The organism is Micromonospora eburnea, assembly GCF_900090225.1.
GTDB lineage: Bacteria > Actinomycetota > Actinomycetes > Mycobacteriales > Micromonosporaceae > Micromonospora > Micromonospora eburnea.
The window spans coordinates 4,115,029-4,130,704 of sequence record NZ_FMHY01000002.1 but is presented as its reverse complement, the minus strand read 5'-3'; the positions used below and the strand labels follow the sequence as shown (position 1 = coordinate 4,130,704).

The 15,676-nt window shown below is 71.6% G+C and carries 12 protein-coding genes and 1 pseudogene; 6 read left to right on the top strand and 7 right to left on the bottom strand.

The features are described 5' to 3' along the window. The first annotated feature begins 292 nt into the window (after positions 1-292). Positions 293-1,498, top strand: a complete 1,206-nt coding sequence (locus GA0070604_RS18380) for a DUF418 domain-containing protein (RefSeq protein WP_091119590.1) — start codon at positions 293-295, stop codon at positions 1,496-1,498. 59 nt (positions 1,499-1,557) lie between these two features. Here the strand turns inward: GA0070604_RS18380 and GA0070604_RS18375 are convergent, their stop codons facing one another. After that, positions 1,558-2,523, bottom strand: a complete 966-nt coding sequence (locus GA0070604_RS18375; protein WP_091119586.1) for an alpha/beta hydrolase family protein — start codon at positions 2,521-2,523, stop codon at positions 1,558-1,560. A 101-nt stretch (positions 2,524-2,624) separates the two neighbouring features. On the opposite strand from GA0070604_RS18375, the gene GA0070604_RS18370 reads away from it, so the two are divergent. After that, the gene (locus GA0070604_RS18370) at positions 2,625-3,560 is read left to right on the top strand and encodes an AraC family transcriptional regulator (RefSeq protein WP_091119582.1); all 936 of its coding nucleotides are present in this window, start codon (positions 2,625-2,627) and stop codon (positions 3,558-3,560) included. A gap of 135 nt (positions 3,561-3,695) precedes the next feature. Here the strand turns inward: GA0070604_RS18370 and GA0070604_RS18365 are convergent, their stop codons facing one another. The 3 genes and pseudogenes from GA0070604_RS18365 to GA0070604_RS18355 form a co-directional block, all read right to left on the bottom strand. Beyond that, positions 3,696-4,559, bottom strand: a complete 864-nt coding sequence (locus GA0070604_RS18365; protein ID WP_091119579.1) for a hypothetical protein — start codon at positions 4,557-4,559, stop codon at positions 3,696-3,698. Further along, entirely contained in the window at positions 4,559-4,873 is a 315-nt protein-coding gene (locus GA0070604_RS18360; protein ID WP_091119575.1) for a PadR family transcriptional regulator, read from the bottom strand. Before GA0070604_RS18360 ends, GA0070604_RS18365 begins: the two co-directional genes overlap by 1 nt. Positions 4,874-5,064: 191 nt before the next feature. Beyond that, positions 5,065-7,376 (bottom strand): annotated as a pseudogene (locus GA0070604_RS18355) (lantibiotic dehydratase). Between the two features lie 395 nt (positions 7,377-7,771). On the opposite strand from GA0070604_RS18355, the gene GA0070604_RS18350 reads away from it, so the two are divergent. After that, positions 7,772-8,560, top strand: coding sequence for a DUF998 domain-containing protein (locus GA0070604_RS18350; RefSeq protein ID WP_091119572.1), 789 nt, complete (start codon positions 7,772-7,774; stop codon positions 8,558-8,560). A 23-nt stretch (positions 8,561-8,583) separates the two neighbouring features. Here GA0070604_RS18350 and GA0070604_RS18345 read toward each other — a convergent pair whose 3' ends face one another. Continuing rightward, positions 8,584-9,354: a phosphotransferase gene (locus GA0070604_RS18345; protein ID WP_091119568.1), complete on the bottom strand. Its 771-nt coding sequence runs from the start codon at positions 9,352-9,354 to the stop codon at positions 8,584-8,586. A 102-nt stretch (positions 9,355-9,456) separates the two neighbouring features. Here GA0070604_RS18345 and GA0070604_RS18340 point away from each other — a divergent pair, with 102 nt between their 5' ends. Then, positions 9,457-9,894, top strand: a complete 438-nt coding sequence (locus GA0070604_RS18340) for a helix-turn-helix transcriptional regulator (protein ID WP_208602106.1) — start codon at positions 9,457-9,459, stop codon at positions 9,892-9,894. A 24-nt stretch (positions 9,895-9,918) separates the two neighbouring features. On the opposite strand, the gene GA0070604_RS18335 is transcribed toward GA0070604_RS18340, so the two are convergent. Then, on the bottom strand, positions 9,919-10,329 hold the full coding sequence (locus tag GA0070604_RS18335) for a VOC family protein (RefSeq protein WP_091119561.1): 411 nt from the start codon (positions 10,327-10,329) through the stop codon (positions 9,919-9,921). Positions 10,330-10,457: 128 nt separating this feature from the next. On the opposite strand from GA0070604_RS18335, the gene GA0070604_RS18330 reads away from it, so the two are divergent. Next, on the top strand, positions 10,458-11,897 hold the full coding sequence (locus GA0070604_RS18330) for a M48 family metallopeptidase (RefSeq protein WP_141721330.1): 1,440 nt from the start codon (positions 10,458-10,460) through the stop codon (positions 11,895-11,897). After that, positions 11,894-12,871, top strand: coding sequence for a DUF3592 domain-containing protein (locus GA0070604_RS18325; RefSeq protein WP_091119554.1), 978 nt, complete (start codon positions 11,894-11,896; stop codon positions 12,869-12,871). Before GA0070604_RS18330 ends, GA0070604_RS18325 begins: the two co-directional genes overlap by 4 nt. Before the next feature lie 164 nt (positions 12,872-13,035). On the opposite strand, the gene GA0070604_RS18320 is transcribed toward GA0070604_RS18325, so the two are convergent. Continuing rightward, positions 13,036-15,516, bottom strand: coding sequence for a M14 family zinc carboxypeptidase (locus tag GA0070604_RS18320; protein WP_167363513.1), 2,481 nt, complete (start codon positions 15,514-15,516; stop codon positions 13,036-13,038). Positions 15,517-15,676: the final 160 nt, after the last annotated feature.

The following is a 15,676-nucleotide window of genomic DNA, read 5'->3' as shown; positions in this document are numbered from 1 at the left end:
GGCCCAGGGATGCCAAGCGGCATTGCGCTCCGGCCCGACATTACAGAGCCTGTGCGGGCCGACGACCGCCGGCCGGATTCGGGGGCGGCGGCGGGGCCGGCCCTCCGGCCGTCGGGGCGTTCAGATGAGGCCGCTCCGGAGGGCAGGAGGCTCGCGTCGGCCAGGACGGTCCTGGGGTAGGGCCTGCACCACCGGTAACCCTCACGCTAACTGGATGTCATCTGGACAGACCGCCTCATAGGGTCGCAGAAAAGTCGCCGAATTCGTTCCTGTCCCTTGTGGAGGTGGCCAGGTGAGTTTCTCCATCCAAGACCCGCCCGTCGGGAATCGAGCGTCGCCCGGGACGCTCACCCGGATCGTCGACGTCGATGCGTTGCGCGCCGTGGCGCTGCTCCTCATTCTGGTCGTCAACATCGCCTTCATCGCCTCCGGCTATCCCTTCCATCTGGTATCGGATCCCGCTCACGACTCGTGGGGCGACCAGGCGGTCCTGTGGTTGGTCGAGCTGCTCCTCGCGATGAAGGCGTACCTGCTCTTCTCCTTTCTGTTCGGCTACAGCTTCACGCTCCAGATCGATTCCGCCGCGCGGCGCGGCGTCGACCTCGCCCCACGGTTCCGGCGACGGCTGGCCGGGCTCTTCGTGATCGGCATCCTGCACGCGGTGCTGCTGTTCCAGGGCGACATCCTGACCACGTACGCATTGCTCGGTCTGGTCCTGCTCGCCATGCGGAAAGTCGGCGTCGGGACCGCGCTGCGCGTCGCCGTGCTGCTGACCGGTGCGGTCGGCTTCTTCCTCGCGCTCGCCGCCACGGGCGGGACCCAGCTGGTCACCGATCCGGCGGCGGCACTTGAGGCGGGGCAGCGGTCCACCGAGGCGCTACAGGGCGGGATCGGCTCGGTGATCACCGAGCACGTACGCCAGCTGCCGGCGATGTTCGGCACGCTCCTCGTGCAGGGGCCGCTCGCCCTATCGGCCTTCCTCTTCGGTTACGCGGCCGGGCGGCGCCGGCTACTCGCCGACGTCGCCGGGAACCGGCAGCTCCTGCGCCGCGTGCAGCAGTTGGGCTATCCGATCGGCCTGGCCGGTGCGGCGATCTTCGCCTCGGGCGGCGGCACCGCCAACCTGACCGGGCTGGCGGCCGGCGTGCTCACCGCGCCGCTACTCGCGGCCGCGTACGCCGCCACCCTGCTCCAGTTCTTCCAGACCGACCGGGGGCGGCGGGTCGCCGCCGTACTCGCGCCGGCCGGGCGGATGTCCCTGTCGAACTACCTGGGTCAGTCGCTGCTCTGCGTGCTGGTCTTCACCGGCGTCGGGCTGGGCCTCGCCGGTGCGGTCGCACCCCCGGTCGTCGTACTCATCGCGGTCGCGATCTACTGCGTACAGCTCGCCGCCAGCGCGGCGTGGATGGCCCGGTTCCGGTACGGACCGTTGGAGTGGCTGTTGCGAGCCTGGACCGAGCGGCAGTGGCCACGGCTGCGGGCCGCAGACCCGGCATGACGGGACCCGGTGGGGCGGGTCCGGGTGGGGCGGCCGGCCGCCCCACCCTTCCGCCGAGGTCAGGGTCTGGTTTCGGCCCGCCCCACCGGGGTGCTCATGCTGTGCAGCATGGTCACCGCCTCCGTCCAGGACTTGTCGTCCGGATACAGCTCGCTGCGCAGGTACGCCCACACCAGGGCGCGGAGCGCGGCCACCCGCTCGGGGTTCTCGTCGGTGGTTTCCGCCGCGTCGTAGGTGCTGATGCCACCGAAGCCGTGCCCGGCCCCGTACAGCCACAGCAGGCTCTTGCGGCCCGGGCCCAGGCGGTAGGCGTCGGCACGCCAGTCCTTGCGCTCGCTGAAATGCACGTTCGAGTCTTCGTCGCCGGAGACGACCAGCGCCGGCGTGGTCATCCGGTCGAAGCGGGTGGTGCTGAGGATCGGCCAGTGCTCGGTCGCGTACGGCGCGAGGTCGTCGCCCAGTCCGGGCGCGCCGAGGAGCACGCCCGCCTTGATCCGCTGATCACGCAGGTAGACCTGGGAGCCGCTGGCCGGGTCGGTGACCGTCGAGCCACAGAGCATCCCCACGGTGTGCCCGCCCATCGAGTGGCCGACCGCGGCGATGCGGCTACGGTCGATACGCCCGCTCAGACCGGGCACGGTCGACTCGATCCGGTCGAGGTGGTCGAGGATCGTGCGCACGTCCTCGACCCGGGTACGCCAGTAGAGCGGCGCCTCGAAACTGTCGGCCTCGCGCAGCCCGAGCATCATCGAGTCCAGGTGCGTGGGCTGGATTACGACAAAGCCGTGCGCGGCCCAGAAGTGCGCGACCGGACCGTATCCGTACAGCGAGGAAACGAAGTTGGAGGGGCCGTGCCCGTGGGACAGCACGATGACCGGCAGTTCCGCGCCCGCCTCGGGTACGGAGACCTTGATCTCCAGGTCGACGGCACGGCCGGGGGCCGGGACGGCCATCGGGCCGTAGGAGACGACGGGACTGGCCTGGTTGACGGGGAAGCCGGCGGCTTCGGTGAAGGCAGAACTCATGGTGCTCGACTCCTATTCCGTGTTTCAGGCCTCTAGCCTGCGCGCCGAATGCCGTACGTTGAATAGTTGCCAGTTCATAATTCTTTTGCGAAAGTACGGGCGTGGCTGTTGACCGCCTGTCCGAGGTGTTCGACCTGGTCGAGGTTCGTGGAGTGCTGTCCGGCGGGTTCGCGGCCCGCGGGCGGTGGTTCGCGCGCGGCGAGGTGCACCTCCCACTCAAGTTCCTCGCCGTCCCGTACGGGCAGGTCCGCCTGACCACCGACGGCCTCGACGCGCCGCTGATCCTCGGGCCCGGCGACGTCGCGATTCTCAACGACCGGTCGTGGCTGCGGCTCGACGGCGGCACAGGCGACGAGCCGCCGCGCGAAGTCCTGCCGGACGAGCACTTCTCCTTCGCGGTCGACCGTGGGCGAGACGACGTGGTCGTGGGCGGCCGCATCGACCTCACTCCGGCAGGCCGGGCGCTCCTGCTCAACGCCCTCCCGCCGGTGGCGCACATCGGGTCGTCGATCCCAGCCACGTCCTCGCTGCGCGCCTGCGTACACCGCATCGTCGACGAGATGACCGGCGGTAGGCCGGGCGCCGCCTTCGCGATCCGCCAGCACGGTCAGCTCCTGCTGCTCGAAGTCCTGCGCGCCTTCATGAGCAACAGCGATCTGCCGCCGGGCTGGCTCGCGGTGCTACGCGACGAACGCCTGAGACCGGCCCTCGACCTCATGCACGACCACCCGGAACGCGCGTGGGGTCTGCAAGAACTCGCCCACGCCGCCGCCATGTCACGCACGACGTTCGCCGTACGCTTCCGGGAGGTGGCAGGTGCGCCACCGCTGACGTACCTCACCCGGTGGCGCATGCTCCTCGCCCAGCGGGCCCTGCGCGACGGCGACGTCCGGATCGCGTCGCTCGCGGCAGAGTTGGGCTACGCGTCGGAAGCGGCGTTCAGCACGGCGTTCAAACGCGAGGTCGGCGAAGCGCCGCTGCGCTTCAAGAACCGGGTAGCAGCGGCCCCCCGTCCACGTGCAGCCGCAGGTGCATGACCTGGGTCAAGCCCGAGGACGACCTGAACGCCGAGGCGCAGGTACTGCTGGAACGTGGCTGGATCAGCCGTGACGGCGAGAGCCGACTGTGGAGCTTGACCCCTTCGTGCTGTCGTCAGGTGAGAGTCGGACCGATCACGTGGCGAGTCGGGACCTGCTCGCGGTGACGCCGACCACGGCAAGCAGGAACACCGTGCACATGGTCAGCACCGGCGGCAGCATCTTGATCGAGTCCTGGAGCTGCCGGTACGCGCCGTCGACCAGGCCCGGATCCCACCAGCTCATGGTCGACAGGTACCACAGCGGCGCATTGTGCCGTGGGGCGCGTTCCGGCGGCAGTGCGGTGAACACATACACGGCGGTAACCGCGTCGAGCAGCAGCAGCGCCCCCGTCCCGCCGCTGAGCCAGGCCGCGGCGCGGCGGCCGCGGCGCAGCAGAACGCTCACCGCCCAGCCGAGACCGGTGGCGCCGACCGCCCAGCAGGCCACGGCCGCCAGCGATCCGGCACGGACCGCGCCGAGCACATCACCGACCCGCGGTACGGCGTTGATGCCCGCGACGCCCAGCGCGAGTGCCGCCGGAACCACGACGGTGGCCGCGACGATCGGCCCGGAGTGTGCCATCCACCGGCCGAACCACCACATCGAGGCCACGGCGAGCGCCACCGCCAGCGTGCCCCAGTAGGGCGCGGCCTCGTGTGCGCCGGTCACGTCGGCCGCCAGGCCCGCCGTCACCATGAGGGCCAGCAGCAGCACGCCGAACATGAACGGCGCGGCGACCAGCTTGATCAGGGTGACGCCAGCGATACGCGCCTGCGCCACGGTCATCGCCTCCGTCCGTTGCGTGAGCCGGTCGCGCAGCGCGCACCGGGCGGTGTCGACCAGGTCCCGGGCCGGGGTGTCGCTCGTGGCGAGCAGTTCGGCGATCTCGTCGCCGTAGCGCTCGCGGATCGCGGCCGGGTAAAGCGCCAGCACGGCGCGGATGATTCGGGCGTGCATCAGGCCACCGCCAGTCGGCGCAGCCCGGTCGCGGCGAGGGACCGCATGCGCTGCAGCTCGGCACCCAGGGCTGCGCGGCCGGCGTCGGTCAGCTGGTACGGCTTGCGCCGGTCCTGCTCGGGCAGGGCCTCGATGTAGGCGTGCTCCTCCAGGCGCCGAATCGCGCCGTAGAGCGTGCCGGGTCCGGGGCGGACGCCGGTGAGCCCACCGATGTCGTCCTGCATGGCGTAGCCGTGCTTGGGCCCCGCGGCGAGGCTGATCAGGATGTGCAGTGCCGGTTCGGAGAACCGGCCGAGGTCGGCGAGCCCGGCCATGGAGCCTCCTTGCTACGTCCGGCGTAGCATCGCAGTACGTAGCGATCCCGTCAAGGTCCTGCTGACGGGTCGGCCTGCCGAGCCGAGCTGACCCACGCCGAATCCGGAACCGCGCTCACCCTGCGACGAACACCGGTGCGGGAGTGGCTACCAAGGAATCAGGCCACCGACCCGATCCGGAACTACTCGATCTACCGGGACCGGTGTACGGCCACGAGCCGCAGCTCGGAGGTGTACCGGTCGCCCTGGTCGTCGGTCAGCCAGGTCTGTTCCGGGGTGGGCAGCATCTCCGTCACGCTCAGTCGCGCGTCCGGGTCCTTGCGGGCGAGCCGGCGTACCGCCTTCGCCAGGATGTTCACGTACACCGGGGCGTCGAAGTCCACGAAGAAGGGCCTCGGTTCCCCGGGCAGGACCACGAAGACGAACCGCGGCATCCCGTGCTCGGCCCGCCACCACCGGGCCCGGACGAACCGCCGGGCCTCGTCGCGTTCGTCCGCGAACTCCAGCGCGCCCGCCCCGAACCGCCACGCCTCCCGGCTCACCACCATCCGGTCGATGGTCACCCGCGGCGAGTGGTCCGCGTCCGGCCGCAGGTTGAAGCGGTCCAGCACCCGGTTGGTCATCGCGAAGCCGAACACCTCGAGCAGGTCGAACTCCGCGCCGTCGGGCAGCACGACCACCAGCCGGCCGTCGTGGTCGAGCACCGGCACGTCGGCGCTCATCACCGTACGCGGACGGCGCGGGTCGGCGGTCCAGTCCACCAGCCCGAGGTAGTAGTCCTCGGGGCGGACCAGGGTGGGTTGGCTGCGCGCGGACCACCGGGGCAGCTGTTCCTTCGGCAGCATCGGCAGGATCCGGGGGGCGGGGAAGTCCCGGGTGGTCTCCGCCAGCAGCGCGGCCGGGTCCGGGTGCTGCCGCACGAACAGCGAGGCGCCGACGGTGTTCAGCGCCAGGTGCAGCTCGCCGAGCACCAACTCGAAGTTCCCCTCGCGCACCGCGTCGGCGCCGGGCGCGGAGATGATCACGTCCGGGCTGACGTAGCGGGCGAGTTCCCAGCCGGGGCCGGCGTCCCCGAACGCCGCCTCCACCTCGGGAGCGATCTCGGAGCAGGTGAGCTGGACCCGGCGTACGCCGGGGGAGCGGCGACGATCTTCGCCCACCGCTCGCGCAGCTCCGCCTGGATCGCCGCGACGCCCTCGGCCGCCTCCGGGTGCGGGACGGGCAGGCAGGCCAGCCAGAGCGTGTTGAGGTCGACCCGGCCGCTGCGGGCCAGCAGGTCGTCGTACACCGTCCGCAGGCGTGCGCCGATGAACTCGGCGACCCGGCCGGTCATCCAGCGCGCGGCGGCCAGGCACAGGCCGAGCGGGGCGAGTTCGTCGAGGACCGGGGCGCCGACGACCGCCGTGGCCGAGCGCCGGCAGTCCAGGTAGACCAACGCCCGGCAGGACGCCGTCCGGCTGCCCTTCTGCCGTTGCGCCGGCGAGCGGGTCAGCTCGGCGAAGTCCTCCTCCAGGGCGGTGACCGCAGTCCTGAGCCGGGCGGCGTCCTGGCCCGCCGCGCGTACCCGGTCGCGGGCGTGTTCCAGCGCGTCGAGCCTGGCCAGCGCACGTTCGCGGAGCCCCGGGTCGCCGATCCGGTCGAGGGCGGCGCGCAGGTGCCGCTCGGGATACGCGTCCGCCGGGACCTCCAGCCGCCACGCGACCCAGCGCTTGGCGGCGAGGTGCTCCAGCGCCTCGACGACCTCGGCCACGGTGACCGCCCGGCCGAGCCCGGCGGAGACCACGGCGGCGAGTTCGGCGACCTGCCGTACCCCGTCGCAGTGGGCGAGGACCGCCCGGTGCAGCGGCTCAACCGGCTGTGCCGGCCGGCCCGGCACCAGGATCGAGTCCTCGGTGGCGCGGACGAACGGCAGGCGTCGGGGCGGGATCCACTCGCGCAGGTCGGCCTCCTCTGAGATGGCCTTGGCCAACGTGTCCACCGCCCAGCTGGAGAAGTAGACGTTGGACTCGGCGATCAGCCCGGTGCCGGTGGCCACGGTGAGGCCGGGTACGTCGGGATCCAGTTCGCCCCAGCCGACCGGGCCGAAGAAGCCGATGGTGTCGTTCTTGACGCAGAACCGCTGCCAGTAGTGCGCGACCAGTTCCTCGCGCTGCCGGGGCATGCTGGTCCGCCCCGCCGCGGTCGGTGACCAGTCCAGGAACGGCCTGATCCCGGTACGCAGCAACGCCGGGTTCTGCCACGCGAGGGCGGCCTGGAACCGTTCCGATCCGGCGACGTCCTGTAGTTCCCGGGCGGTACGGACCGCCGCGTCGGCGAAGTCGGTCCGGAACCCGTCCCAGTCGGCCCCGGACAGGCTCCGCCCAGGGGTGAACCGGTCGGCCGCGTCCGCCAGGCCGGGCGGCGCGAGGCGCAGTACGCCGGCGACCGGAAAACCTGGTCCCCGCAGCGCGAACTGGGACCACAACCGCCACTGACCGTCACCCAGCAGGATCTCCGCGGACATGGCCGGGCTCACCTCCACACGCTCCGCACCCGGCACGCCGGACGGGTGGTGGCTGGACGGCACGGCCGAGCGGGCGTGCCCACCCTGCACCCTCGTCGCCGTGCCCGCCCCGTACCAGGGAAGGACGGGTGTCCAGCCGGGCTGCGCGTTCGTCCCTCCGCCGGGCGTCGCCCGGCCCGGAACGGCCCGCGTCGGGCGGGCCGCCCGCAGGGGTACGGCCACGCCGGGCGGCCCGCCCGGACCGGGGTCGCCGCACCGTCGGGCCGACCAACCAGGGCCGGGCGCGTGGCGTAGTTCGCCGGGCAGCGGGTATTGCGGCCCAGCGCCTCTGGTTGCCGACCCGGACACGGCAGGAAGGTGGGCACTTGTCAAGGTCATCGGATAGGGAGGGGCCCTTGTCGACGCCTCGGCTCGGCCGCGTCCTCGGCCTGGCCGCCGCCGCGCTGGCAATGGTGCTGTTCGCCCTGCTGCACGTGCTGGTGCGCCGGCTCAGCCCGGTCGCGGACACGATCAGCGACTACGCGCTCGCCCCGGACGGCTGGATCTTCGACACGGCGGTTCTGGTGCTGGCCGCCGGTTCGGTGTGCCTGCTCGGTCCGCTGCTGTGGCGACGGCAGACCGCCGTGCCCCCGGCCACCGCCTGCTACGCCGGCTGGTGCCTCGGCCTGGTGATCCTGACCGTCTTCCCGCGCGACCCGGTGGGGGCGCCGAACACCATGACCGGCGAGATCCACAAGTGGGCGTCCGTGATCGCCCTGCTCGGCCTGCCGCTCGGCGCGCTGCTGACGGCCCGGCGGCGATGCGGACCGGGGGTGCGGGTGGTGGCGGGGACCGCGACGTTCTGCCTGGTCGCCCTCGTTCCGTTCGTCTCCGCCTACCTGACGAGTTCGCCGCTGAAGGCGTACCTCGGGCTGATCGAACGGGCCGTCGCGCTGGGCGAGGTCGTCCTGCTGCTGTTGCTCGGCACGATCCGCCTCGGTCTGCGGGCAGCCACGGACCCGACGACGGCGGGATCGACGCCCGGCGCGAGCCAACCCGTGGGTGAACCGATCCGGCGGCTGGTCGGCCCGGCGCCGGACCACACGGGCAGGGCACCCGGGACCGAGGGCTCAACGTACCTGCGGCCCGTCGACCACCCGGCCCATGCGGGTGACGGCGTCGGCGCGGATCGCGAGCCGGCCTGAGGCCACCTGGCACCCGGGCGGCCTCAGTCCAGCAGGGCCTGCACCCACCGGCCCGTGTGACGCTCGGTGTACTCGGCGTCCGCACGCCACGCGTCGCCGTGCCCGGTCCGCCAGTGGGTCGCCCATGGTTCCACGCCGAGCGCGGACTGCTTCCGCAGGAAGTCGTGCATCGCCCGGGTCCGCACGGTCAGCATCGGCGCCAGATCGCGGCGCTGCTGCTCGTCCAGCCCGTACGCGTCAACGAAGGCCCGCAGTCGCGGCCCCGCGTCCGCGTGCTGCCAGTCCGGGTGCGCCGACATCGGGACGAAGCCGTGGATGGCGTAGGCGAGGTCCCACAGCCGTGATCCCGGCCCGGCGTTGTCCCAGTCGATGAACACCCAGCGCTCGCCGATCACGAGATTCCACGGCGCGAGGTCGTGGTGGATGATCAGCTCGTCCCGGTCGGCCGGTATCAGGACGTTCCACCGCGCGTCGTCCGGCGGGGTGAAGGTCGAGAGCGCGTCGTGCAGCTCCCGCACCAGCCGGCCCGCCCTCGCGAGCCGATCGTGCGGCTCCAGCAGGTCGAAGTGGCCCGGCCACGGCACCTCACCCGCCGCGTAGGTGAGCACCTCCCGCCCCTCCCCGTCGATCCCCAGCGGTCGGGGTGCGCCCCGGAAACCAACCGACCAGAGGTGTTCGAGCAGCGCGTGGACCGCCGGGGTCCAGGGACCGGCCCGTCGGCGTACGGTGTCTCCGACCCGGACCACGCCCGCCGTCACGTTTCCCCCGGTGAGCGGGATCTCCTCCGTTGTCATGCGCCAAACCTTCCACATTGACCGTTCTGCCGCGTCCCGTCGCCGCGCCCGAGATGAAGGTCAGGTGGGCGCCGCGGCGGTTCACCAGGCAGGCTGTCACCTGTGACCGCCAGACCCGACCCGCGCCTGCGTGAACTCGCCCTGCTCCGCCGGGTACGCGACCGGATCGACCGGGACTACGCGCAGCCGCTGGACGTGGAGGCGCTGGCGCGCGGCGTACATCTCTCGGCCGGACACCTGAGCCGGGCGTTCCGTGCCGTCTACGGTGAGTCGCCCTACAGCTACCTCATGACGCGGCGCATCGAGCGGGCCATGACCCTGCTGCGACGCGGAGACCTCTCGGTCACCGAGGTCTGCTTCGCCGTCGGTTGTTCGTCGCTGGGTACCTTCAGCACACGCTTCTCCGAGCTGGTCGGCATGCCACCGAGCGCCTACCGCCGGCTGGCCGGCGAGGACGCGGCGGGCCTCCCCGGCTGTGTCGCCAAGCAGATCATGCGGCCGATCAGGAAGCGGGAGATGGTTCCGCCCCGGCTCAGCTAGTCGGCCGGCGAGCGACGGGACGACTCAGCGCAGCTCGGTGATGCGGATCAGGTTGCCGGCGGGATCGCGGAAGGCGCAGTCGCGGACCCCGTACGGCTGTTCGGCCGGCTCCTGGACGACCTCGGCGTCGTTGGCCCGCAGCCGCTCGAAGGTGGCGTCGAGATCGGTGGTGGCCAGGGTGATGATGCCGTAGGTGCCCTTGGCCATCAGCTCGGCGATGGTGCGGCGCTCGTCGTCGGTGATGCCCGGATCGGCGGCCGGTGGATGCAGGACGATGGACGTACCGGGCTGGTTCGGGGGGCCGACCGTGATCCACCGCATCCCGTGGTACCCGACGTCGTTGCGGACCTCGAAGCCGAGGGCGTCGCGATAGAAGGCCAGGGCGGCGTCCGGATCGTTCTGCGGGAGGAAGGCCGCGTGAATGGTGATGTCCATGGCGGCAACGCTAGCTGCGGCTCGCTGACCCGGCCGTCGTGATCACCTGATCGGCCCGGTCACCGCGGCGCCTACCGGTGACGGTGGCGGGTGACGTATCCTCGGTGTCCCTGGTCACAGAGGGAGAGATGGGAACGACGGCAGATCCTCCCGCCTCCCGCCCGTCGCCCGCCCGCGACTGGGCGCTCATCGCAGCGATGATCGTCGCCGCGCATCCGGTCGCCTTCCTGATCGGCTTGGCGGTGCTCGCCGCACTGTTGATCTTCCGTGACTGGCTGCCGTTCGTGTGGATCGCGCTCCCCGTGATCGGGCTCGCGGGGATCGGCAGGGCGACGCGGCGGCCACGGCTCCACGGTCACGCCGTACGCCCGGCCACGGAACCGGAGCTGGCCGCCCTGGTACGGCAGGTCGCCGAGCGACTCGGTCTCCGCGTCCCGTTGCTCGTCCGGATCGTGGCCGAGCTGGACGCAGGCGTGCTGCGTACCAGGGCTTCCGGGGTCCGCACCTGCACCCTGTTCCTCGGCCTGCCGCTGGTACGCCGGCTCACCCGCGCCGAGCTGGCCGCCGTCGTGGCGCGTGAGTTCGCGTACCAACAGCACACCGGCGGCCGGCGCACCAAGCTGTTGCTCGGGGCGCGGGACTCGCTGCTGGAGAGCATCGAGGGCCGGTTCCGGGCACCGGCCGCAGTGATCGAGCGGCTGCTGCGCGCGAGCCAGCCCCGCACCTGGCCGCTGGCCCTGGCCGCGGACGCCGAGGCCGCCGCTGTCGCGGGCACCCCGGCGGTGCGCGGCGCCCTCACCCAGCTCGGCACCATGTCCGAGACCTTCGACCTGCTCGGCGAAATGTGGACGGAGGTGCTCGGCGAGGACGGCGACTACCCGGAGGACCTGTACGAAGCCCTCGACGCGGCACTCGCCGACCGGTATGTCGCGCCGCGCATGGCGGCTGCCGCCGCCGAGGACGTCCCGATGGCCATCGCGATCGCGCCTCCGCTGGCCGTCCGCCTCGCCGCACTGCCCGAGCATCCGGCTCCGGGCTGGGACACTGGCGCACCTGTCCCGCTGCGGGACGCGGACGCGCTGCGGCGATGGTGCGTGCGGGAACTGGTCGGCTCGGAGGACGGCCCGGACGAGCTGCGACCGGCCCGCCTCCTCGACTTCCCAGCCGAACGCTTGGAGGCAGGCCTACGGGAGGCCGAGTCGCATCTCGTCGAGGTGACCGGACAGGACTCCGTACGCGGGGCGGTGGCCGCCGCGGCCGACGCGGTGGCGGGTGGCGACTGGATGAAGCTGGCCCGGACGCTCGACCCGGAGTTGGCAAAGCTGCCGCCACCGATGCGGGCCACCGCCGGGCGCGACGTCCTGGTCGGCTGCCTCGGCCGCGTGATCGCCGGGGCGCTCCTGGCGGCCGGCTGGTCACGTGCCAGCCGGTGGACGGCGCGCGTGCTGGTCGGCCCCGGCGGTGCGCCGCTCGACGTGGAGGACTTGGTGAGGCACGCCGTCGACAGCGGCGATCCGACCGGGATACGGGAACTGCTCCCGAGCTTCGACGAGCGGGCGCTGCGATGAATCCCCGACGGCCGGTTCTTCGGGTCGCGCTGCTCGCGCTGACCGCCGCGCTGCTCGGGTTCGCCGTCATCGCGGCCGTCCTCGGCTGGCGGGCGCACCGGTACGTCAGCGCGTACGAACGGGCCACCACGGTCGTCGAGGGCACCATCGTCGAGGACGGCATCGGCGACGTCGGCGACATCCGGGTCCGGTGGATGGACCACGCCGGGCGCGAGCACGTGCAGCGGTTCGGCATCTACGACACCGATCGCTACACGAAGGGCCGGACGTTCCCGGTCGCGTACGACCCGGCCGAGCCCGGGTCCCGCGGCTTCCCGGCCGACCCGGACGAGACCAGCGAGGCGGACGACCTCGTGGTGCCGATCCTGATCGCGGGCTTCGTGACCGTACTCGTCGTTCTCGCCTGGATGCTGCGGGGCCTCCTGTTTCGACGCGCCGCTGGGCAGCCCCGTCGCCTCATGATGGCGTCGGTGCTGGCGGGCGACCGACCGGACGGTCCGCCGATCTCGGTCGGCAACAGCACCTGGGTCGCCCTGGCGGAAGACAGCCGCCGCGGCCCGGACCGTTGGCAGCGGGTCATGTGGCACCCGGCGGTGGACTCGGTGAGCGGCGCTGTCCCCGTCACGGTCCACGGCGACGTCTCCTCGAAACGCCGGGTGGTCATCGAGCTGCCGGGCCAGGTCCGGCTGGTTCCCATCGGCCGGCTACGACACCGGCCACCGAAACGGGTGGTACTGGAGGAACGCTCCGATGTGGGCGGTAACCTCCACGACTTCGTCATCCTCCCGGCCGGGGCGTCACTGCCCGAGAACCGGCGGTGGTGGGGGCGCGCCGTGATCTTCGCCCTGGTCGGCACGGCACTCGGCGGGCTCTGGGCCATCCTGTTCGCCGGCGGCCTGGCCGTGCCGCTGGCTGCCGCCGCGGGCGCGGTGCTGCTGGTCAACGTCTGGGCGCTGACCGGAGCCGAGCCCTGAACCGTTGCTGATGATCCGGGTCAGGGCGCTCGGTGGCCAGGGCCCCACCTCCTACCGATGCCGGCGACCGTCCGGCCGCGAGCGGGAAGGCGCCGCCCCGGTCCGACATCGCCTCGTCAACGGGGCGGAGCCCCACTGACGAGGCGATGGTCACCGGGCTTGGACTACTGCTGGACGACCGTGATCGTCGCCTCGCGGTAGTTGTTGCGCGTGTCGTTCTTCGTCGGGTCGTAGTTCTGCTCGATGTTGCCGGCGGCGTCGACCGAGAACCAGCGGAACGTGGTCGTCTCGGTCACGTGGAACACCTGCCCCGGCTCACGGAACTCGGTCGCCTGGTAGCGCGGCGACTCGAGGGTGGGGCGGCTGCCGTCCGTCGTGTAGTAGATGGTGGCCGGCTCGCTGGTCTCGAAGCGTACGTCGACCGATCCGGCGTACGTCCCCGCTCCGGGCGCCAGTGAGGAGGTCGGCTTCTTGTTGTCCTTGCCCCAGTCCGCCGCGATCCGGAACATCTCCATGATCCCGTTGGCGTACTCCATCGTCTCGGCGTGGCCGCTGACGAGGTCCGGGTTGCCCACCCATGCCGGCTGGAACGAACCGCCCTGCCAGTTGCCGGTGGCCGGGTTGTAGACCGAGCCGCCGACCTCCCAGCCGAACGCGTAGATGCCGTAGTTGTGGTACAGGTCCTCGCGCACGTTGCCCGCCGAGGAGTAGAGGACGTCCGACGAGCCGCCGACGTTCTCCGGCGTGACGACGGTCTGCCGGTGCGCCTTGACCTGCGAGAGGATCCGGGCGGCCGACTGCCAGTAGAACGCCTCGTCACCCAGCGGCGGGCGCGGCGTGGTGATCCGCCCGTCCGCGATGTAGGCGCCGGGCTGCCAGAACAGCTGGCCGCCGTTGGAGTGCACCGACATCATGAACTTGATGTTCGAGTACTTCTCGACCAGCCAGATGATGTTCTTCGACTCCGGCTCGGACAGCTTCTCCGGCCCCTGGTAGGTGTCGCTGACGCAGTTGGTCGACCCGCCCGAGTAGCCGTCGTGGCCCGACCCCACCCGGTAGTTCCGGTTCAGGTCGACACCCCAGGAGTTACGCCGGGCCGGATCGGCGTCGGCGTCCGGGCAGTGGTTCGTCATGTTCCGACGCTGAGAGGCGAAGTTGTAGAAGCTGTAGTTCGCCCCGTCGGGGTTGTTGGACAGGATGAGGAAGACGTCGGTGTTGTCGACGATCTTCTTCGTTTCCTTGTCGGAATCGTAGTTGTGCACCAGGCGCTCGGCCGCCTCCAGCGAGGTCGTCGCCGGCACCCACTCACGGGCGTGGTCCTGCGCCTGGATCAGGACACCCGGCTTCTTGCCGTCACGGTGCTTGCCGATCCGCAGGACGGGGATCGTGGCCGGTCCGCGCGGCACCTCGCCCTCCGGCGCGCCGACGCGCTTCTCGTCGAGGAAGTCGGTCAGCGCCACCGGGACGGGCGTCGGCTGGACGATGCCGGTGCCCGCGTTGGTCCGGTACGGGTGCGCCCGGTCGATCAGGCCGCCGGACTGCGTCTTCAGTGCGTTCGCCACCTGTGCCGCGGTGCTCGCGAGCCCGCCGGAGGCGTCCTTGGCGAGCAGCACGCGGATCGCTTTGCCGTTGACCTCGACCGCGAGCGGGAGGTTCGCCCCCGGCCGGTTCACGAACTCGACGGTGATGTCGTTGCCACCCTCGTGGCCCCACGCCGCCGAGCTGGCCACGACCGCAGCCTGCCCGGTGCCGCCGACCGTGGCCTGCGCCTTACGCTGGTAGCCGTTCGTCTGGTAGGGCAGGTAGATGATCTCCGCGATCTTCGGGTACTGGCGGGCGATCTCTTCGGCCCGGCGGTAGAGCTGCTGCGGGGTCTTGTAGCCGTCGATGAAGTCCCACTTGTAGCCCGGGTTCGCCGTCAGCGGCGGCGCACCGTCCTCGAGCCAGTTGGAGACGAAACCGGTGGCGACGCCGCCGGTCGAACTCGTGACCCGGATCTGGCTCGGGCGCGCGTCGAGCTTGAACAGGTTCCGGTGGAACATGTACTGACCGGAGTCGACGAACCGGCTCATGGTCCGGGCGGAACCGAACGACGTGCCCGGGCCCGAGTCGTTCTCGAGCTGCATCGCGACGATCGGGTTCGTCTGCTGTCCGGCGGTGGTCCGCGCCTCGACGTAGAGGAAACCCTGGCCCTTGGTGGTGAACCAGTCGGCGCGGACGATCCGTACCGTCTGCTCGTGACTGAGCGGCTGGACGGCCTGCGCGCGGAAGGCCGGGAGGCCGCCGTCGGCGTCGTCGCTCCACGCGAAGCCCTGGCCGTCGTCGAGGATCTCGACGCCCAACGCCTCGAGTTCGGCGATCTGCTCGGCGGTCACCACCGCCTCGCCTTCGATGCCGGTCGGCACCCGCCGGAGTCCGTGCTCAAGGTCGAAGCCGGCGGCGACGACCTTGTCCAGCATGTCGGCGCCGGCCAGCTGGATGCGCACGAGGCGTACCGGGTCCTGGTCCTCGAGGTGGGATCGCTCCGAGCCTGCCCTGGCGGTCGATCCCGCGGGATCCGCGCCCGCGGGGGTGGTTGCCATGAGGACGCTACCCACCAGGGCGGGTAGCGCGAAAAGCGCGATGCGCAGTTGTTTGCGTCGCATTCTTCCCTCCTTCTGCTTGTGGCGTGGTGGTTGATGTGCTGGCCAACGCTGACCGTTGCGCCGTTGCACGCGGTGAATGCCGTTGGACCTGTCCCGTGAGGCAACCTCCGTGTCGGCTCCGAAGCGATGGGGACCGGCTGGAACCGAGGGGAGCGTATGG